The organism is Citrobacter sp. L55, assembly GCF_002850715.1.
Lineage (GTDB): Bacteria > Pseudomonadota > Gammaproteobacteria > Enterobacterales > Enterobacteriaceae > Citrobacter > Citrobacter braakii.
In genome coordinates, this window is record NZ_KZ559403.1 from 290,119 (window position 1) to 309,574 (window position 19,456).

At 53.3% G+C, this 19,456-nt stretch carries 20 protein-coding genes; 12 read left to right on the forward strand and 8 right to left on the reverse strand.

Features of this window, described 5'->3' with window-relative positions; translation table 11 throughout:
• Position 1: 1 nt before the first annotated feature.
• Positions 2-481, forward strand: coding sequence for a pantetheine-phosphate adenylyltransferase (coaD, locus tag B9P82_RS13190; RefSeq protein WP_047358802.1), 480 nt, complete (start codon positions 2-4; stop codon positions 479-481).
• 47 nt (positions 482-528) lie between these two features.
• Here the strand turns inward: coaD and mutM are convergent, their stop codons facing one another.
• From mutM to radC, 4 genes are all read right to left on the reverse strand, one after another.
• Complete coding sequence (gene mutM / locus B9P82_RS13195) at positions 529-1,338, reverse strand: bifunctional DNA-formamidopyrimidine glycosylase/DNA-(apurinic or apyrimidinic site) lyase (protein WP_019078041.1); 810 nt, start codon at positions 1,336-1,338, stop codon at positions 529-531.
• A 98-nt stretch (positions 1,339-1,436) separates the two neighbouring features.
• Positions 1,437-1,604, reverse strand: a complete 168-nt coding sequence (gene rpmG, locus B9P82_RS13200) for a 50S ribosomal protein L33 (RefSeq protein WP_003024094.1) — start codon at positions 1,602-1,604, stop codon at positions 1,437-1,439.
• Positions 1,605-1,624: 20 nt separating this feature from the next.
• Positions 1,625-1,861 carry a 50S ribosomal protein L28 gene (gene rpmB, locus B9P82_RS13205; RefSeq protein WP_003024071.1) on the reverse strand — a complete coding sequence of 79 codons (237 nt, stop codon included), beginning with the start codon at positions 1,859-1,861 and terminating at the stop codon, positions 1,625-1,627.
• Between the two features lie 276 nt (positions 1,862-2,137).
• Positions 2,138-2,803 carry a RadC family protein gene (radC, locus tag B9P82_RS13210; RefSeq protein WP_016154986.1) on the reverse strand — a complete coding sequence of 222 codons (666 nt, stop codon included), beginning with the start codon at positions 2,801-2,803 and terminating at the stop codon, positions 2,138-2,140.
• A gap of 172 nt (positions 2,804-2,975) precedes the next feature.
• On the opposite strand from radC, the gene coaBC reads away from it, so the two are divergent.
• The 3 genes from coaBC (at position 2,976) to slmA (ending at position 5,344) form a co-directional block, all read left to right on the forward strand.
• Positions 2,976-4,196 (forward strand): bifunctional phosphopantothenoylcysteine decarboxylase/phosphopantothenate--cysteine ligase CoaBC, encoded by a 1,221-nt coding sequence (gene coaBC, locus B9P82_RS13215; protein ID WP_101700471.1) that lies wholly within the window; start codon positions 2,976-2,978, stop codon positions 4,194-4,196.
• On the forward strand, positions 4,174-4,632 hold the full coding sequence (gene dut / locus B9P82_RS13220) for a dUTP diphosphatase (protein WP_016154988.1): 459 nt from the start codon (positions 4,174-4,176) through the stop codon (positions 4,630-4,632). The genes coaBC and dut overlap by 23 nt, the downstream gene beginning before the upstream one ends.
• Before the next feature lie 115 nt (positions 4,633-4,747).
• On the forward strand, positions 4,748-5,344 hold the full coding sequence (slmA, locus tag B9P82_RS13225) for a nucleoid occlusion factor SlmA (protein ID WP_016154989.1): 597 nt from the start codon (positions 4,748-4,750) through the stop codon (positions 5,342-5,344).
• Between the two features lie 87 nt (positions 5,345-5,431).
• Here slmA and pyrE read toward each other — a convergent pair whose 3' ends face one another.
• Both pyrE and rph read right to left on the reverse strand, forming a co-directional pair.
• Complete coding sequence (pyrE, locus tag B9P82_RS13230; protein ID WP_016157763.1) at positions 5,432-6,073, reverse strand: orotate phosphoribosyltransferase; 642 nt, start codon at positions 6,071-6,073, stop codon at positions 5,432-5,434.
• Between the two features lie 65 nt (positions 6,074-6,138).
• Positions 6,139-6,855, reverse strand: coding sequence for a ribonuclease PH (gene rph, locus B9P82_RS13235; protein WP_016154991.1), 717 nt, complete (start codon positions 6,853-6,855; stop codon positions 6,139-6,141).
• Positions 6,856-6,980: 125 nt separating this feature from the next.
• On the opposite strand from rph, the gene B9P82_RS13245 reads away from it, so the two are divergent.
• Both B9P82_RS13245 and B9P82_RS13250 read left to right on the forward strand, forming a co-directional pair.
• Positions 6,981-7,844 carry a YicC/YloC family endoribonuclease gene (locus B9P82_RS13245; RefSeq protein ID WP_080859272.1) on the forward strand — a complete coding sequence of 288 codons (864 nt, stop codon included), beginning with the start codon at positions 6,981-6,983 and terminating at the stop codon, positions 7,842-7,844.
• 256 nt (positions 7,845-8,100) lie between these two features.
• On the forward strand, positions 8,101-8,718 hold the full coding sequence (locus tag B9P82_RS13250; protein ID WP_003024049.1) for a trimeric intracellular cation channel family protein: 618 nt from the start codon (positions 8,101-8,103) through the stop codon (positions 8,716-8,718).
• Here the strand turns inward: B9P82_RS13250 and ligB are convergent.
• On the reverse strand, positions 8,715-10,394 hold the full coding sequence (gene ligB / locus B9P82_RS13255) for an NAD-dependent DNA ligase LigB (RefSeq protein ID WP_101700443.1): 1,680 nt from the start codon (positions 10,392-10,394) through the stop codon (positions 8,715-8,717). The genes B9P82_RS13250 and ligB overlap by 4 nt on opposite strands.
• Before the next feature lie 261 nt (positions 10,395-10,655).
• Here ligB and gmk point away from each other — a divergent pair, with 261 nt between their 5' ends.
• Genes gmk through recG form a run of 5 tightly spaced genes read left to right on the forward strand, consistent with a single transcriptional unit; the run spans position 10,656 to position 16,529 of the window.
• Positions 10,656-11,279, forward strand: coding sequence for a guanylate kinase (gene gmk / locus B9P82_RS13260; protein ID WP_019078035.1), 624 nt, complete (start codon positions 10,656-10,658; stop codon positions 11,277-11,279).
• A 54-nt stretch (positions 11,280-11,333) separates the two neighbouring features.
• Positions 11,334-11,609: a DNA-directed RNA polymerase subunit omega gene (rpoZ, locus tag B9P82_RS13265; protein WP_000135058.1), complete on the forward strand. Its 276-nt coding sequence runs from the start codon at positions 11,334-11,336 to the stop codon at positions 11,607-11,609.
• An 18-nt stretch (positions 11,610-11,627) separates the two neighbouring features.
• Positions 11,628-13,742, forward strand: coding sequence for a bifunctional GTP diphosphokinase/guanosine-3',5'-bis pyrophosphate 3'-pyrophosphohydrolase (spoT, locus tag B9P82_RS13270; RefSeq protein ID WP_003024038.1), 2,115 nt, complete (start codon positions 11,628-11,630; stop codon positions 13,740-13,742).
• A gap of 10 nt (positions 13,743-13,752) precedes the next feature.
• Positions 13,753-14,442: a tRNA (guanosine(18)-2'-O)-methyltransferase TrmH gene (gene trmH, locus B9P82_RS13275; RefSeq protein WP_101700444.1), complete on the forward strand. Its 690-nt coding sequence runs from the start codon at positions 13,753-13,755 to the stop codon at positions 14,440-14,442.
• A 5-nt stretch (positions 14,443-14,447) separates the two neighbouring features.
• The gene (gene recG, locus B9P82_RS13280; protein ID WP_101700445.1) at positions 14,448-16,529 is read left to right on the forward strand and encodes an ATP-dependent DNA helicase RecG; all 2,082 of its coding nucleotides are present in this window, start codon (positions 14,448-14,450) and stop codon (positions 16,527-16,529) included.
• A gap of 42 nt (positions 16,530-16,571) precedes the next feature.
• On the opposite strand, the gene gltS is transcribed toward recG, so the two are convergent.
• Positions 16,572-17,777 carry a sodium/glutamate symporter gene (gene gltS / locus B9P82_RS13285; protein WP_016155009.1) on the reverse strand — a complete coding sequence of 402 codons (1,206 nt, stop codon included), beginning with the start codon at positions 17,775-17,777 and terminating at the stop codon, positions 16,572-16,574.
• A gap of 225 nt (positions 17,778-18,002) precedes the next feature.
• On the opposite strand from gltS, the gene xanP reads away from it, so the two are divergent.
• The gene (xanP, locus tag B9P82_RS13290) at positions 18,003-19,394 is read left to right on the forward strand and encodes a xanthine/proton symporter XanP (protein WP_003024026.1); all 1,392 of its coding nucleotides are present in this window, start codon (positions 18,003-18,005) and stop codon (positions 19,392-19,394) included.
• Positions 19,395-19,456 lie beyond the last annotated feature (62 nt).

Sequence of the window (19,456 nt, forward strand, 5' to 3'; positions counted from 1 at the left end):
CATGCAAAAACGGGCGATTTATCCAGGAACCTTTGATCCCATTACTAACGGCCACATCGATATCGTGACAAGAGCGACAAGCATGTTCGATCACGTAATCCTGGCAATTGCCGCAAGTCCCAGTAAAAAACCGATGTTTACTCTGGAAGAGCGCGTTGAGCTGGCACAACAGGCAACGGCGCATCTCGGTAATGTGGAGGTTCTGGGATTCAGCGACCTGATGGCAAACTTTGCCCGCGATAATCAGGCTAACATTCTGATCCGTGGCCTGCGTGCGGTAGCTGATTTTGAGTATGAAATGCAGCTGGCCCATATGAACCGTCATCTGATGCCACAACTGGAAAGCGTCTTTCTGATGCCGTCTAAAGAGTGGTCATTTATCTCATCGTCACTGGTGAAAGAAGTTGCCCGCCACCAGGGTGACGTAGCGCACTTTCTGCCGGAAAATGTTCATCAGGCATTATTGAGTAAACTGAAGTAATGCGTCTGGCCGGATGAGGCATTCGCTACGTCCGGCCGATAATGGTGTTATTTCTGACAGCGACGGCAATAAAACGTTGTGCGCTGAGCGTGTTTTGTCGCAATGATTGGCGCGCCGCATACGCGACAGGGTTCACCTTCTCTCCCATAGACCTGCAACTCCTGGGCAAAATAGCCCGGCTTACCGTCACTTTGCAGAAAGTCCTTCAGCGTGGTCCCGCCCTGCTCGATAGAACGCAGCAAAACCGCCTTGATAACGCGCACCAGCAGTTCGCACTCATCCTGCGACAAAGATGACGCCAGACGGTCAGGATGGATACCAGCCGCAAACAGCGACTCGCTGGCATAGATGTTTCCCACCCCCACGACCAGCTTGTTATCCATCAGCCAGGGTTTAATCGCAGTTTTCTTCTTCGCACATTTCTGCTGCAGATAACCAGCATTGAAATCGTCGCTCAGCGGCTCAGGGCCAAGATGGGCGAGGACATTATGCCCATCCAGCTCTTTAGTCCACAGCCAGGCGCCAAAACGACGCGGATCGGTATAGCGCAGGACTTTGCCGTTACTCATCACTAAGTCGACGTGGTCATGTTTTTCTGCCGGAAGCTCTTCAGAAAGGATACGCAAACTACCCGACATCCCCAGGTGAATGATTACCCAGCCATCTGATAGCTCCAGCAGCAGGTATTTCGCGCGCCGCTGTACGCTCAGGACAGGTTTATCACTCAGACGATAGATTTCCTCTGATACTGGCCAACGCAAACGACCGTTACGCACAGTCGCGTGCATAATCGTTGCCCCCACCAGATGCGGCTCAATACCGCGGCGGCTGGTTTCGACTTCAGGTAATTCAGGCATAGTATCTCCGGCGGTGTATCAGGTCTCATTAATATGGGGACGGCCAGAAAACAAAAAACCCCGCCGAGGCAGGGTTTTTCTTTACATCAAAGCGGAAATTATTTGATTTTCGCTTCTTTGTATAAAACGTGCTGACGAACAACTGGATCGAACTTTTTCAGCTCCAGTTTTTCCGGCTTAGTACGTTTGTTCTTCGTGGTGGTATAGAAGTGACCAGTACCAGCAGAAGAAACCAGCTTGATTTTCTCACGAATACCTTTAGCCATGATTTATTTCCTCTTAGTACTTAGTACTTTTCGCCACGGGCACGCAGTTCAGACAGAACTGTTTCGATGCCTTTCTTATCAATAACACGCATACCTTTAGCAGATACACGCAGGGTGACAAAACGCTTCTCGCTCTCAACCCAAAAACGGTGAGAGTGCAGGTTAGGCAGGAAACGGCGTTTAGTCGCGTTCAGTGCGTGGGAACGGTTGTTACCGGTCACCGGACGCTTGCCAGTAACTTGGCAGACTCGGGACATGTCTATTCTCCAAAAATCAAATTAGCTCGAGCTTCGTATGGGGTATTGGCGCCTCGTCAGGCTTCTCAGCCCGGTTATCGCAGTTCAATACACTAAATCTTTCATCGTTGCCTCGTCATTGGACGCAACAAGAATGATTTTGCGTATTTGCGAACTCTCGATTGCCAGGCCCAAATGCCAAACCCGAGATTCTCAAAGGTGGCGTAGTATACGCTGAGTCAGCGATGTGCTCAAGTCCCGAACAGACAAAGATCCCGATGGATCGCGTAAAGTGCGTTAAATCCAACCGCGTTCCGCAAAAGAAACGTACTCTCCGCGCCCAATGACCAGATGATCAAGCACCCGGATATCCATGAACTGACAGCATTTCACAACACGCTCGGTGATGAGTTTATCTGCTTTGCTCGGCTCTGCACACCCCGAAGGGTGATTATGTGCAAGGATCACCGCAGAAGCATTCATTTTTATCGCTTCACGGACAATTTCTCGCGGATGCACTTCAACGTGGCTTAGCGTTCCGGAAAAAAGTTTACGGTGTTTAATCACGCGATGTTGAGAATCCATAAAGATCACATAGAAGATCTCGCGTTCCTCTTGCGAAAGCTGGCTTTGCAGAAATTCACGCGCCATTTCCGGGCTAAGTATCGCACGCTCCTCTATCACCTGTACGTTGTAGTAGCGCCTTGCCAGCTCCACTATTCCCTTCAACTGTGCGTACTTCGCGATACCGATGCCCTGAACATAGCTGAAATCCATGTAATCAGCAGACAACAGGCCATACAACGAATCAAAATGCTGAAGCATCTCTTTCGCCAGCGTAAGCACATCTTTACCCAGTATCCCGGTGCGTAGAAAAAGAGCCAGTAGCTCTACGTCGGTCAGCGAACTGGCCCCCTGCGCCAACAGCTTTTCCCGAGGCATTATACGTCCTGTATTTTCCATGCTTTTCCCCTCCTTTCGCGTCCGCATAGTGGCATAACGCCAGCGGCGAATCGACGCTCTGTTTTCACTTCTTCGTAGAGCCTCGCAAACTGGAGCGCGGGCAAAAGCACGACACATTGCGGATTGTGATAAAATATCCGCCTTCTGGTGAAACCCAACAGGAAAGATCATGATGAGCCTGGCCGGTAAAAAAATCGTACTTGGCGTCAGTGGCGGGATTGCTGCGTACAAAACCCCTGAGCTGGTGCGTCGTTTACGGGAACGCGGCGCAGACGTCCGCGTGGCGATGACCGAAGCAGCAAAAGCGTTTATTACTCCTCTGAGCTTACAGGCGGTTTCGGGCTATCCCGTTTCCGACAGCCTGCTTGACCCCGCAGCCGAAGCCGCGATGGGCCATATTGAACTGGGGAAATGGGCCGATTTGGTTATACTGGCCCCTGCGACGGCAGACCTGATTGCCCGCGTTGCCGCAGGTATGGCCAACGATCTGGTGTCTACGATCTGTCTGGCAACGCCAGCGCCTGTTGCCGTGCTGCCGGCTATGAACCAGCAGATGTACCGCGCCGCCGCTACCCAACACAATCTGGGCATTCTTGCCTCGCGCGGTTTGCTCATTTGGGGTCCTGACAGCGGTAGTCAGGCATGTGGTGATGTCGGTCCTGGACGTATGCTGGATCCGTTAACAATTGTGGATATGGCGGCAGAACATTTTTCACCTGTCAAAGATCTGCAACATCTCAACATCATGATTACAGCAGGCCCGACGCGTGAACCGCTTGATCCCGTGCGTTATATTTCCAACCACAGCTCGGGGAAAATGGGATTTGCTATCGCGGCCGCTGCCGCAAAACGCGGGGCAAACGTCACGCTGGTATCAGGTCCGGTTTCGTTACCTACACCGCCTTTTGTCCAGCGCATTGATGTGATGACCGCGCTGGAAATGGAAGCCGCCGTGCAATCTGCGGTGCAACAACAGCATATTTTTATCGGCTGCGCCGCAGTCGCTGATTATCGCGCTGAAACAGTCGCCAGTGAAAAAATCAAAAAACAGGCAACGCAGGATGATGAATTAACAGTAAAAATGGTTAAAAACCCGGACATCATCGCTGGTGTTGCCGCACTGGATGCTAATCGTCCTTTTGTCGTTGGGTTTGCCGCCGAAACAAATAATGTGGAAGAATATGCCCGGCAAAAACGCATCCGCAAAAACCTTGATGTGATCTGTGCGAACGACGTTTCGCTGTCCACTCAAGGATTTAACAGCGACAGCAACGCATTACACCTTTTTTGGCAGGATGGAGATAAAGTCTTACCGCTTGAGCGCAAAGAACTCCTGGGCCAATTATTACTCGACGAGATCGTGACCCGTTATGATGAAAAAAATCGACGTTAAGATTCTGGACCCGCGCGTAGGGCAACAATTTCCGCTCCCGACGTACGCCACTTCTGGTTCTGCCGGACTTGACCTGCGTGCCTGTCTTGATGACGCCGTAGAACTGGCGCCTGGCGCAACAACGCTGGTGCCAACCGGGTTAGCTATCCACATTGCCGATCCTTCTCTTGCGGCGGTGATGCTCCCGCGCTCCGGGCTGGGCCATAAGCACGGGATCGTACTGGGCAATCTGGTCGGTTTGATTGATTCCGACTACCAGGGCCAGCTGATGGTTTCAATCTGGAACCGTGGTCAGGACAACTTTACTATTGAACCGGGCGAACGTATCGCGCAGATGGTATTTGTACCGGTCGTCCAGGCTGAATTTAATTTGGTGGAAGAGTTTGAAGCCACCGATCGTGGCGAAGGTGGCTTCGGCCATTCCGGGCGCAAGTAACCCGCAGAAAAGTATCTCACAGCGTAATAACGCAATAACACACCGCAAACACCCGTTTGCGGTCGCTGTGTGGATGCCTGCTGGCAAGAGCTTATTTTCAGGGGTATTTTGTAACATGGTAGAAAAGCAAACTGCGAAAAGGAATCGTCGCGAAGAAATACTTCAGTCTCTGGCACTGATGCTTGAGTCCAGCGATGGTAGCCAACGCATCACGACAGCTAAACTGGCGGCCTCTGTGGGCGTTTCCGAAGCGGCCTTGTATCGCCATTTTCCCAGCAAGACCCGCATGTTCGATAGCCTGATTGAGTTTATCGAAGATAGTCTGATTACCCGTATCAATCTGATTTTGAAAGATGAAAAGGACACTAACGCGCGATTGCGTCTGATCGTACTGCTGATTTTAGGGTTCGGTGAACGTAATCCTGGCCTGACGCGAATTCTGACCGGACACGCATTGATGTTCGAGCAAGACCGTCTGCAAGGCCGTATTAACCAGCTTTTTGAGCGAATTGAGGCGCAGTTACGCCAGGTTCTGCGAGAAAAAAGAATGCGTGAAGGTGAAGGCTACACCGTGGATGAAACGCTGCTGGCCAGCCAGTTACTGGCTTTCTGCGAAGGTATGCTGTCCCGGTTTGTACGTAGCGAATTTAAATACCGCCCAACGGATGATTTCGACATCCGCTGGCCGTTGGTTGCCGCTCAATTGCAGTAACACCGTTGTTGGATGGCGACCTCGCCTATTTTGCCTACGAACCCCGCGGTGCGTAGGCTGGATAAGCGCAGCGCCATCCGGCAGTTCTTATACGCCGTACGCTTCGCGATACGCCCGTACTGCGGCCAGGTGTTCTGCCATTTCTGGTTTTTCTTCCAGATACGCAATTAGATCTTTCAGGGTAATGATAGAAATCACCTTGCAGCCATAATCGCGTTCCACTTCCTGAATAGCTGAAATCTCGCCGCGACCGCGTTCCTGACGATCGAGAGAAATCAGTACCCCCGCCAGCGTGGCGCCGTTAGCCTGAATAATTTCCATCGACTCACGAATAGCCGTACCTGCGGTGATAACATCATCCACCAGCATTACACGTCCCTCAAGTGCGCTACCTACCAGATTACCGCCTTCACCGTGGGTCTTCGCCTCTTTACGGTTAAAGCAGTACGGCAAATCTTTATCGTGGTGTTCCGCCAGCGCAACAGCCGTGGTGGTCGCAATCGGGATACCTTTGTAGGCCGGACCAAACAGCAAATCGAACTCAATACCGGAATCCATCAACGCTTCGGCATAAAAACGGCCTAACAGTGCCAGGCAGCGCCCGGTATTAAACAGCCCGGCGTTGAAGAAATAGGGGCTTTTACGCCCGGATTTCAGCGTAAACTCGCCAAACTTTAGTACCTGCTTGCTAAGCGCAAACTCAATAAACTGGCGCTGATACGGTTTCATGGATTCGCTCCTCATCTCACTTTATTACAGACAAAAAAAAGGCGACTCATCAGTCGCCTTTAAAATCAATTTTCTAACGCCGCCTTCTGCGTCGTTACAATGGATTCGATTCCCCCTCGGGCTAACGCCAGTAGGGTGAGAAGTTCTTCATGGCTGAACGGCTCGCCTTCTGCCGTGCCCTGCACCTCTATAATGCGGCCGTCTTCAGTCATCACCACGTTCATGTCGGTTTCTGCGGCAGAGTCTTCAACATATTCGAGGTCACATAGCGCTTCACCGTTCACAATGCCCACGGAAACCGCGGCGACCATCCCTTTCATCGGGTTAGTTTTCAGTTTACCGCTCGCAACCAGCTTGTTCAGCGCATCAGCCAACGCCACGCATGCGCCGGTAATTGATGCAGTGCGCGTACCGCCATCTGCCTGAATAACATCGCAGTCCAGCGTAATAGTGAATTCACCGAGCGTCTTCAGATCAACGGCGGCGCGCAGCGCACGAGCGATCAGACGCTGGATTTCCATGGTACGACCGCCCTGCTTACCTTTCGCCGCTTCACGGGCGTTACGGGTGTGCGTGGCACGTGGCAGCATGCCATATTCTGCGGTGATCCAGCCCTGGCCCTGACCTTTCAGAAAACGCGGTACGCCTTCATCAATAGAGGCGGTACACAGCACTTTGGTATCACCAAATTCGACCAGCACGGAGCCTTCAGCGTGTTTTGTATAATTACGGGTCAGGGTGACGGGACGCACCTGGTTGGCACTACGACCTGCTGGACGCATGATAAAATCTCCGGCTTGAAACGAATGTGGCTGCGCATTATACGGACTTCCGACTGTTATTCCTATCCTGACAAGACGTGGATGGCTATAATCCTCCCATCTCATCTTTAAAAACAGGAACGTCTATGATCCGCAGCATGACCGCCTACGCCCGGCGTGAAATCAAGGGTGAATGGGGTAGCGCTACCTGGGAAATGCGCTCGGTAAACCAGCGTTATCTGGAAACTTATTTTCGCCTGCCGGAACAGTTCCGTAGTCTTGAACCCGTTGTTCGCGAACGCATACGCACGCGTCTGACGCGCGGTAAAGTCGAGTGTACGCTGCGTTTTGAGCCTGATGCCAGCGCCCAGGGCGAGCTGATTCTAAATGAAAAGCTCGCTAAACAGCTCGTTAGCGCTGCTAACTGGGTCAAAATGCAGAGTGATGAAGGTGAAATTAACCCAGTTGATATCCTGCGCTGGCCAGGCGTAATGGCTGCCCAGGAGCAAGATCTGGACGCCATTGCCGCCGAAATCCTCGCCGCGCTTGACGGTACGCTGGATGACTTCATCATCGCGCGAGAAACCGAAGGTCAGGCGCTGAAAGCGCTGATCGAGCAGCGTCTGGAAGGCGTCAGCACTGAAGTCGCTAAAGTGCGTGCACATATGCCGGAAATTCTGCAATGGCAGCGTGAGCGTCTGGTAGCCAAACTGGAAGACGCCCAGGTGCAACTGGAGAATAACCGCCTTGAGCAAGAACTGGTGCTGATGGCGCAGCGCATCGATGTAGCAGAAGAGTTAGATCGTCTGGAAGCCCACGTCAAAGAAACCTACAACATTCTGAAGAAAAAAGAGGCTGTTGGCCGCCGTCTGGACTTCATGATGCAGGAATTCAACCGTGAGTCGAACACTCTTGCATCCAAGTCTATCAATGCCGAGGTGACTAATTCCGCAATTGAACTGAAGGTATTGATCGAGCAAATGCGCGAGCAAATTCAGAATATCGAGTAAACTCCATTCCACGTAGCCCCCCCATAAACGGCGGGGCTACGTGTTTTTCCCAACACTTCGGTTGTGACCCATCCAGTTCGAATTATATTTTCTCATCATTTATTGTCACCATTCATAAAGTAAAGCGCATGCCATAACGCATTTACAGCAAAATCACATTAGCTGTAGTTATTAAAATCGCTTCACCTTAGAAAATCTCAATCGTGACAATGCGCACAAATCGTTAACCTTAGCCCCAGCAAATCAGGGGGAATACATGCTGTTACACGTTTTATATTTAATTGGTATTACTGCCGAAGCCATGACCGGTGCGCTTGCGGCTGGGCGTCGCCGTATGGATACATTTGGCGTCATTATCATTGCCACCGCGACGGCCATTGGCGGCGGCTCGGTACGCGACATCCTTCTCGGCCACTATCCGCTCGGCTGGGTAAAGCACCCTGAATACGTTATTATCGTGGCGACCGCTGCGGTACTCACCACCATTATTGCCCCCGTCATGCCCTATCTGCGTAAAATATTCCTCGTCCTGGATGCGCTGGGCCTGGTGGTCTTTTCTATTATTGGCGCCCAGGTGGCGCTGGATATGGGTCATGGACCGATTATTGCCGTGGTCGCTGCGGTCACTACCGGCGTCTTTGGTGGTGTATTACGTGACATGTTCTGCAAACGCATCCCGTTAGTATTCCAGAAAGAACTGTATGCCGGCGTTTCGTTTGCCGCTGCTGTGCTGTATATCGTGCTGCAACATTATGTCTCCAGCCACGATGTGGTGGTGATCTCTACCCTGCTCTTTGGCTTTACCGCCCGACTGCTGGCGCTGCGCCTGAAGTTGGGGCTGCCGGTATTTTACTATCGCCATGAAGGCCATTAAGGCATAAAGCCCGTGATCCGCTGAGCAGCTAACCAGTTGCTCAGCGCTGTGATCTCTTTATCCTCCAGCCACTGAATAACCTGTCGTGCCCGTCGCTCCCCCATGAAAGGAAGTTGCCGCCAGCTTTGTTCACTGCGTTCCCGTAACTGCTGCCACGATCCATCCCGACTGGCATTCAACGTTGCCTGTGTTAACGGTATTCCCATGGCAATCACCCAGCGCGTAAATGGAAGATGGCGTGACAGATTGAACTGATGCCACAGCTTCCCCCCTTTGTTCACGCCAAATGTGGACTGTAGCTGCTCCTGTGTTAATCCAAGCCAGGAAAAGATATGTTCAAAGCGATACGTCTGATGTAGCTCCCGCCATCCCGCCTCGCCCATACCCTCCAGCCCTAACACATCTTTGGCCCCCAGCCAGACGAGCCTGGCAACAAACTGTTCCTGACACTCCGCTGTGGCATAAAAACAAGTTAGTGAATTGAAGCGCCCCTCAGGTGGTGCTGGCTTATTACGCTGGGTGCTGCGCCAGACCACCTCATCTATACGGGGAATCCCCTGTCCGGCCAGACTTATCAGAATCTGATCGCCAGGCGCAATATCCCATTCATTCCAGCGCCGTACTGAGCCAATATTGACGCGCTGCACCCGCTTATCATCCAGCATGACGGGGACCAGCAATGCAACCACCGCAATTTTCCCGCTTTTGCCAACGGAAAACTGAATACCCGTCACCTCAGATACCCTGGCCACGGGAGGATATTTCCACGCTGCCAGCCAGTCTCCCTGTCCGGGTAGCCAATATTGCGCCCGCGGTTCTTTTCCCGTTCGCACCACCACACCATCCGTCACAAAAGGTAACGCTGAAGTCCACCACCTGGCACGCGCCTTCTCGACGTCATCCGCACTCTTCACGGCCTGAGTATATCGTTGCGTGAAACTGAACCCGGCAGCAGTGAGTTGCTCAAGTCTTTCCGACATGGCAACTGGACCATCAGGCCAGGCCCAGATAAAAATAGCCAGCGAACGTAACATTTCCGGGTTGCTCTGGCGCATCATCATTCCAGCAACCTTTGAGCGGGCGTTCATTCCCCCTCTCTGCTGCTGAATATGCCCTTGTTGCTGCAAAAATATCTCCCCCTGCAACGTACTGTTAGAGAGCAGCCCGCTGGTAGTACGTGGAACGGAAGGGATCTGAAGAACCTTTTGCGTCCAGTCTTCGCCTTTCAGGCCGTTACCACGGCTAATCGCCCGTATCAGATTTCCATTGCGATAAACCAGCGTGACCGCCACGCCATCCACCTTCGGCTGCACCCAGAGATCGCTATGAGCATGCATCCATTGCTGTAGCGCTTGCTTATCGGCAAGTTTTCGAACTCCCGTATGGGGAACGGGGTGCGAGACTGTTCCACTTATTGGGGGCGCAGATAGATCTGATGGGGCTTCATCGCCAAAACAGCGCTGCCATTGGATGAGTTGCGCATTGAGCTGGTCATAAACAGCGTCGTCTACGACACTTTCCCCTTGTTTCCAGTAACTGTCATTCCACTGTGTTATCTGCTGCTGTAGCCGTGAAATTTCTTCTTGTGCCCTGGCTGGCGACCAGACGGGGCATACCGCCCATGAGGGTAGATACCACATCAGCAAAACCAGCCCTATGCATTTCCATAATCCCATGCTATCTCCGCTGAACCATACGTTTCCCGGCAGGTATAACGCGAATTGAAATGGAAACAGAGCGGCAAAAACTCATCCTGCGAGCAACGTTCCTGACATTTGCACGAATTGCTGCAAATCGCGGATAAAACAGGAAACTGGTACGCAAAACGCAATAAACATGCGCAAAAAGTGTGACAAGGGCTACGTCACATAGCGGCTACGTGTATAATAAGCCCGTATGTAGGCTCTCTTTCGACAATCACATACATTAAGATACTCATGGCTCAAGGCACGCTTTATATTGTTTCTGCCCCCAGTGGCGCGGGTAAATCCAGCCTGATTCAGGCTTTATTAAAGACCCAACCGTTGTATGACACCCAGGTTTCTGTTTCGCACACCACGCGCGCACCGCGCCCGGGGGAAGTGCACGGTGAACACTATTTTTTTGTGAACCATGACGAATTCAGAACCATGATTGGCAGAGACGCGTTCCTGGAACACGCTGAGGTTTTCGGTAATTACTACGGCACCTCGCGTGAGACCATTGAGCAAGTATTAGCATCCGGCGTAGACGTCTTTTTAGATATCGACTGGCAAGGTGCGCAGCAGATTCGTCAAAAAATGCCGCATGCGCGCAGTATTTTTATTTTGCCGCCATCTAAGATTGAGCTGGATCGCCGTCTTCGTGGCCGCGGTCAGGATAGCGAAGACGTGATCGCAAAACGTATGGCGCAAGCTGTTGCAGAAATGAGCCATTACGCCGAATATGATTATCTTATTGTGAATGATGATTTCGATACCGCCCTGGGCGATTTGAAAACTATCATTCGCGCCGAACGTCTGCGCATGAGCCGCCAAAAGCAGCGTCATGACGCTTTAATCAGCAAACTGTTGGCAGACTGAACCCACATTCAGTATCATGCCCAGTCATTTCTTCACCTGTGGAGCATTTTAAGTATGGCACGCGTAACTGTTCAGGACGCTGTAGAGAAAATTGGTAACCGTTTTGACCTGGTACTGGTCGCCGCGCGTCGCGCTCGTCAGATGCAGGTAGGCGGAAAGGATCCGCTCGTACCGGAAGAAAACGATAAAACTACCGTTATCGCGCTGCGCGAAATCGAAGAAGGTCTGATCAACAACCAGATCCTCGACGTGCGTGAGCGCCAGGAACAGCAAGAGCAGGAAGCCGCTGAATTACAAGCCGTTACCGCTATTGCTGAAGGTCGTCGTTAATCACAAAGCGGGTCGCCCTTGTATCTGTTTGAAAGCCTGAATCAACTGATTCAAAACTACCTGCCGGAAGACCAGATTAAGCGTCTTCGGCAGGCGTATCTCGTTGCACGTGACGCTCACGAGGGCCAGACACGTTCAAGCGGTGAACCCTATATCACGCACCCGGTAGCGGTAGCCTGCATTCTGGCCGAGATGAAACTCGACTATGAAACGCTGATGGCTGCGCTGCTGCATGACGTGATTGAAGATACCCCAGCCACCTACCAGGACATGGAACAGCTTTTTGGTAAAAGCGTTGCTGAACTGGTAGAAGGGGTGTCGAAACTTGATAAGCTTAAGTTTCGCGATAAGAAAGAGGCGCAAGCCGAAAACTTTCGCAAGATGATTATGGCGATGGTGCAGGATATCCGCGTCATTCTCATCAAACTCGCTGACCGTACCCACAACATGCGCACGCTGGGCTCATTACGCCCGGACAAGCGTCGCCGCATCGCCCGTGAAACCCTCGAAATCTATAGTCCGCTGGCACACCGTTTAGGTATTCATCACATTAAAACCGAGCTGGAAGAGCTGGGTTTTGAAGCGCTGTACCCGAACCGCTATCGCGTGATTAAAGAAGTGGTTAAAGCCGCTCGTGGCAACCGCAAAGAGATGATCCAAAAAATCCTCTCGGAAATCGAAGGGCGTTTACAGGAGGCAGGCATTCCGTGTCGCGTAAGTGGCCGCGAGAAGCACCTGTACTCTATTTACTGCAAAATGGTGCTCAAAGAGCAGCGTTTTCACTCCATCATGGATATCTACGCTTTTCGCGTTATCGTTCATGATTCCGATACCTGTTATCGCGTACTCGGCCAGATGCACAGCCTGTACAAACCTCGTCCTGGTCGCGTGAAAGACTATATCGCCATTCCGAAAGCGAACGGATATCAGTCTTTGCACACCTCAATGATCGGCCCTCACGGCGTCCCGGTTGAAGTACAGATTCGTACCGAAGACATGGACCAGATGGCAGAGATGGGTGTAGCAGCGCACTGGGCTTACAAAGAGCACGGCGGCGAAAGCAGCACCACCGCACAAATCCGCGCTCAACGCTGGATGCAGAGCCTGCTGGAACTGCAGCAGAGCGCCGGTAGCTCGTTTGAATTTATTGAAAGCGTCAAATCTGATCTCTTCCCGGATGAGATTTATGTTTTCACACCGGAAGGGCGCATTGTCGAACTGCCTGCCGGTGCAACGCCTGTCGACTTCGCCTACGCCGTGCATACCGATATCGGTCACGCCTGCGTCGGCGCACGCGTCGACAGACAACCTTACCCGCTTTCGCAGCCGCTCTTTAGTGGCCAGACCGTTGAGATTATTACCGCTCCGGGCGCCCGTCCGAATGCAGCGTGGCTCAACTTCGTCGTCAGTTCGAAAGCGCGCGCCAAAATTCGCCAACTGCTGAAAAACCTCAAGCGCGATGATTCCGTCAGTCTGGGTCGTCGACTGCTCAACCATGCCTTAGGCGGTAGCCGTAAACTGGCTGAGATCCCGCCAGAGAGCATCCAGCGTGAGCTTGAACGCATGAAGCTTGCCACCCTTGACGATCTGCTCGCGGAAATCGGTCTGGGTAACGCCATGAGCGTGGTGGTAGCGAAAAACCTCCAGCAGGGCGAAGCAACGGCAAACGTGCCAGCACAATCTGGCCACGGTCATCTGCCGATCAAAGGCGCAGATGGCGTGCTGATCACCTTCGCGAAATGCTGTCGTCCGATTCCTGGCGATCCAATCATTGCCCACGTCAGCCCGGGTAAAGGTCTGGTGATTCACCATGAATCCTGCCGTAACATTCGTGGCTATCAAAAAGAGCCAGAGAAGTTTATGGCGGTGGAATGGGATAAAGAGACAGAGCAGGAGTTCATCACCGAGATTAAGGTGGATATGTTTAACCACCAGGGTGCTCTGGCGAACCTGACGGCGGCAATCAACACGACCACCTCCAACATTCAAAGTCTGAATACGGAAGAGAAAGATGGCCGCGTCTATAGCGCCTTTATTCGCCTGACCGCTCGCGATCGCGTGCACCTGGCGAATATCATGCGCAAAATCCGCGTCATGCCGGACGTGATAAAAGTCACCCGTAACCGTAACTAGAACACGTTTTATGAATACTCAACGTTATGCACGTATTTGCGAGATGCTCGCACGTCGTCAGCCCGATCTGACCGTCTGCATGGAGCAGGTCCACAAACCTCATAACGTTTCTGCAATCATTCGTACTGCAGACGCGGTCGGCGTGCATGAAGTCCACGCCGTCTGGCCTGGTAGCCGTATGCGCACCATGGCCTCTTCTGCCGCAGGCAGCAACAGTTGGGTTCAGGTGAAGACTCACCGCACTATTGGCGATGCGGTCACACATTTAAAAAGCCAGGGTATGCAGGTTCTGGCAACACATCTGTCAGATAAAGCCGTGGATTTTCGCGAGATTGATTACACGCGCCCCACCTGCATCCTGATGGGCCAGGAGAAAACCGGCATCACTCAGGAAGCGTTGTATCTGGCGGATCAGGACATCATCATTCCCATGACTGGCATGGTGCAGTCGCTGAACGTTTCGGTCGCCTCCGCGCTGATTCTGTACGAAGCACAGCGCCAGCGGCAAAACGCCGGCATGTACCAACGAGAAAACAGCATGCTGGCGCAAGATGAGCAGCAGCGTTTGCTGTTTGAAGGCGGTTATCCGGTGCTGGCGAATGTCGCTAAGCGCAAAGGTCTTCCCTACCCCCACGTAAACACGCAGGGCGAAATTGAAGCCGATGCAACGTGGTGGGCCACTATGCAATCTGCGAGATAAACGCGATGAAAGGCCGTTTACTGGATGCCATCCCACTCAATTCTCTGACCGGCGTTGGCGCAGCGCAAAGCAGTAAACTGGCGAAAATTGGCCTGCACACCGTGCAGGATCTTCTGCTCCACCTCCCTCTGCGTTACGAAGACCGCACGCACCTGTACCCGATTGGCGAACTGCTGCCGGGCGTTTACGCCACCGTAGAAGGCGAAGTGCTGAACTGCAATATCACCTTCGGCGGACGCCGGATGATGACCTGTCAGATCAGTGATGGCTCCGGCATTCTCACCATGCGCTTTTTCAACTTCAGCGCCGCAATGAAAAACAGTCTCGCCACCGGTCGCCGGGTGCTGGCCTATGGCGAAGCCAAACGCGGAAAATACAGCGCAGAAATGATCCACCCGGAGTATCGCGTGCAGGGCGATCTCAGCACGCCGGAATTGCAGGAAACGCTCACGCCGGTGTATCCAACCACCGAAGGCGTGAAGCAGGCCACGCTGCGCAAACTGACCGATCAAGCGCTGGACCTGCTCGATACCTGCGCCATTGCCGAACTGCTGCCGCCAGAGCTGTTGCAGGGCATGATGAGCCTGCCGGAAGCTCTGCGCACATTGCACCGTCCACCGCCGTCACTGCAGTTGAGCGATCTGGAAACCGGTCAGCATCCAGCACAGCGACGTCTGATTCTGGAAGAACTGCTGGCGCATAACCTCAGCATGCTGGCACTACGCGCCGGGGCGCAACGTTTCCACGCCCAGCCGCTGATCGCAAACAACGCGCTGAAAGATAAGCTGCTGGCGGCTCTACCGTTTAAACCCACCGGCGCCCAGGCCCGCGTTACCGCTGAGATCGAACGCGATATGGCACTGGATGTCCCCATGATGCGTCTGGTACAGGGCGATGTCGGCTCCGGTAAAACGCTGGTTGCGGCGCTGGCCGCCCTACGTGCCATCGCACATGGTAAGCAAGTTGCGCTGATGGCCCCCACCGAACTGCTGGCTGAACAGCACGCCAATAACTTCCGCAACTGGTTCGCGCCACTGGGCATTGAAGTAGGCTGGCTGGCAGGTAAACAGAAAGGCAAAGCGCGCCAGGCACAGCAGGAAGCTATCGCCAGCGGTGAGGTGCAGATGATTGTCGGCACGCACGCAATTTTCCAGGAACAGGTGCAGTTCAACGGACTGGCACTGGTTATCATCGACGAACAGCACCGTTTTGGCGTACATCAGCGCCTGGCGCTGTGGGAGAAAGGCCAGCAGCAGGGTTTCCATCCACACCAGCTAATCATGACCGCCACCCCAATCCCGCGTACGCTTGCGATGACCGCCTATGCCGATCTCGACACGTCGGTCATTGACGAACTCCCTCCGGGGCGTACGCCGGTCACCACGGTGGCAATTCCGGATACCCGTCGCAGCGATATTATTGACCGCGTGCGCAACGCTTGTACCCATGAAGGGCGCCAGGCGTACTGGGTCTGTACGCTGATTGAGGAGTCTGATTTGTTAGAAGCTCAGGCCGCTGAAGCCACGTGGGAAGAGCTTAAACTGGTGCTGCCAGAGCTGAATATTGGCCTGGTACACGGCCGTATGAAGCCCGCAGAGAAGCAGTCGGTAATGGCGGCCTTTAAGCAGGGCGAATTGCAGCTGCTGGTTGCCACCACAGTGATTGAAGTGGGCGTAGACGTACCTAACGCCAGCCTGATGATTATTGAAAACCCGGAGCGCTTGGGCCTGGCGCAGTTGCACCAGCTACGTGGTCGCGTAGGTCGTGGCGCGGTGGCCTCCCACTGCGTCCTGCTCTACAAATCGCCGCTGTCAAAAACCGCGCAAAAACGTCTGCAGGTTCTGCGCGACAGCAACGACGGATTCGTGATCGCGCAAAAAGATTTAGAGATCCGCGGGCCCGGCGAGCTGTTGGGTACGCGCCAGACCGGAACGGCAGAATTCAAAGTCGCAGATTTATTGCGCGATCAGGCGATTATCCCGGAAGTTCAGCGCATTGCCCGTCATATTCACGAACGTTACCCGCAACAGGCTGTGGCGCTGATTGAACGCTGGATGCCGGAAACCGAGCGCTACTCCAACGCATAGTCGATTCATAGCGGCGGCGGATGTGACTCCGCCGCACAGACATTATTGCGCAAAAATCGGCAGCAGCAGATACAGCTTAATCACCAGCGCATTGACGATATCGATAAAGAACGCCCCCACCATCGGCACCACCAGAAACGCCATATGGGATGGTCCAAAACGTTCAGTAATTGCCTGCATGTTGGCAATCGCCGTGGGTGTCGCACCGAGGCCAAAACCGCAGTGTCCGGCTGCCAGCACGGCGGCATCGTAGTTCTTACCCATCATGCGCCAGGTGACGAATATCGCGTACAGCGCCATGAAAATGGTCTGCACAACCAGGATTGCCAGCATCGGCAGGGCCAGAGAAGCCAACTCCCACAGCTTCAGACTCATTAGCGCCATCGCCAGGAACAGCGACAGGCTAACGTTACCCAACACCGAAACCGCGCGCTCGAACACCCGATAAAAACCCATTAACGCCAGGCCGTTACTGAGGATCACCCCAACAAACAGCACGCAGACGAAAGTCGGCAGTTCCAGCACCGTTCCGACCAACATTTGTGCAACGATTTTACCCACCGTCAGACAGATGGCGATCAGCGCAATGGTTTCAATCAGCACCAGCGAAGTGATTATGCGTCCGACATCCGGCTTTTCAAATGCGGTAGGCACAGCCTGATCGTCCGGCATGCCGTCTGGCGTGGTAGAGTGTTTGACCAGATAGCGGGCCACCGGGCCGCCAATCAATCCGCCCAGCACCAGGCCAAACGTTGCGCAAGCCATCGCCACTTCCGTCGCATTAGCGAAACCATAGCGCTCAATAAACAGTTTGCTCCATGCTGCCCCGGTTCCATGCCCACCAGAGAGGGTTATCGAACCGGCGATCAGACCCATCAGCGGATCCAGACCCAGCAGAGTCGCCATACCAATACCGATGGCGTTTTGCATCAGCAGCAGGCCAACAACCACAATCAGAAAGATACCCACCACACGGCCACCCGCGCGCAGGCTGGCAATATTGGCGTTCAGGCCGATAGTGGCGAAGAATGCCAGCATCAGCGGATCGCGCAGGGTCATATCGAAGTTCACTTCCCAACCCATGCTTTTTTTCAGCACCAGCAGCGCAATCGCCACCAGCAATCCGCCAGCTACAGGTTCAGGAATGGTGTATTTTTTCAGGAAGGAAACAGACTGGACGAGCTTACGTCCCAGCAGCAACACAAGGGTTGCCGCAACCAGCGTTGATAACGTATCGAGATAAAACATTTACAACTCCATTAGTGCGTTTAGCACAATCACGCACGATGCATTCCAGACCGATTTTTAGCTCTTATTGAGTTTTCGGTGTGGATTTTAAGCAGAAAATCATGAAAAGTTATATAAAAATGTTTGTTTATCCGTTTTAAATATTAAGAACACCTGGTAGCAAACGTTTGCATTTCCGCCATGGTCAGATAAAATCACCGCTTTTCCACCATGGGATTGCCTCTGATGTCCGTTAACGCCGTAGAGTCAACAAATGCGCAACCGGTTGCGCAGACTCACAACAGTGAACTGATTTACCGTCTTGAAGATCGCCCCCCACTAGCCCAGACCCTGTTTGCCGCCTGTCAGCACCTGCTGGCCATGTTCGTCGCGGTAATCACCCCAGCGCTGTTAATTTGCCAGGCGCTCGGTTTACCGGCTCAGGATACTCAACACATAATCAGTATGTCGCTGTTCGCTTCCGGCGTGGCTTCTATCATTCAGATCAAAGCCTGGGGGCCGGTCGGCTCAGGGCTATTATCCATTCAGGGCACCAGCTTTAACTTTGTTGCGCCACTGATTATGGGCGGTACAGCGCTAAAAACCGGTGGTGCAGATGTCCCAACCATGATGGCGGCGCTGTTCGGTACACTGATGCTGGCAAGCTGCACTGAGATGGTTATCTCACGTGTACTGCATCTGGCGCGTCGTATCATTACCCCGCTGGTCTCAGGCGTGGTGGTGATGATTATCGGCCTGTCGCTGATTCAGGTGGGTCTGACGTCGATTGGCGGCGGCTATGCGGCAATGAGCGACAACACCTTTGGCGCGCCAAAGAATTTACTGCTGGCAGGCGTCGTGCTGGCGCTGATTATCCTGCTTAACCGCCAGCGCAACCCGTACCTGCGCGTTGCGTCACTGGTGATTGCGATGGCGGCAGGTTACCTGTTGGCGTGGTTTATGGATATGCTGCCGCAAAATACCGCGCCGGTAAGTCAGGACCTGCTGATGGTGCCAACGCCATTGTATTATGGCCTGGGTATCGACTGGAGCTTACTGCTGCCGCTGATGCTGGTGTTTATGATTACCTCGCTGGAAACCATCGGTGATATTACGGCCACCTCCGATGTCTCCGAGCAGCCCGTTTCTGGTCCGCTGTACATGAAACGCCTGAAAGGCGGCGTACTGGCGAACGGTCTGAACTCGTTTGTTTCAGCCGTATTCAACACCTTCCCGAACTCCTGTTTTGGACAAAACAACGGGGTTATTCAGTTAACAGGTGTTGCCAGCCGCTACGTTGGTTTTGTGGTTGCGCTGATGCTGATCGCGTTGGGCCTGTTCCCGGCGGTCAGCGGTTTTGTACAGCATATTCCTGAGCCGGTACTCGGCGGTGCTACGCTGGTGATGTTCGGTACTATCGCGGCATCCGGCGTGCGTATCGTATCCCGCGAACCGCTGAACCGCCGCGCAATTCTGATTATCGCGCTGTCGCTGGCCGTCGGCCTCGGCGTTTCCCAGCAGCCGCTGATCCTGCAGTTCGCTCCGGACTGGGTGAAAAACCTGCTCTCTTCCGGCATTGCCGCAGGCGGTATTACCGCTATCGTTCTGAATCTGGTGTTCCCACCAGAGAAGCAATAAGCAAAATGCGGCGTTGATTCTGAATCAACGCCGCTGTAACGCTCTTTCACCATTCCCGCCTT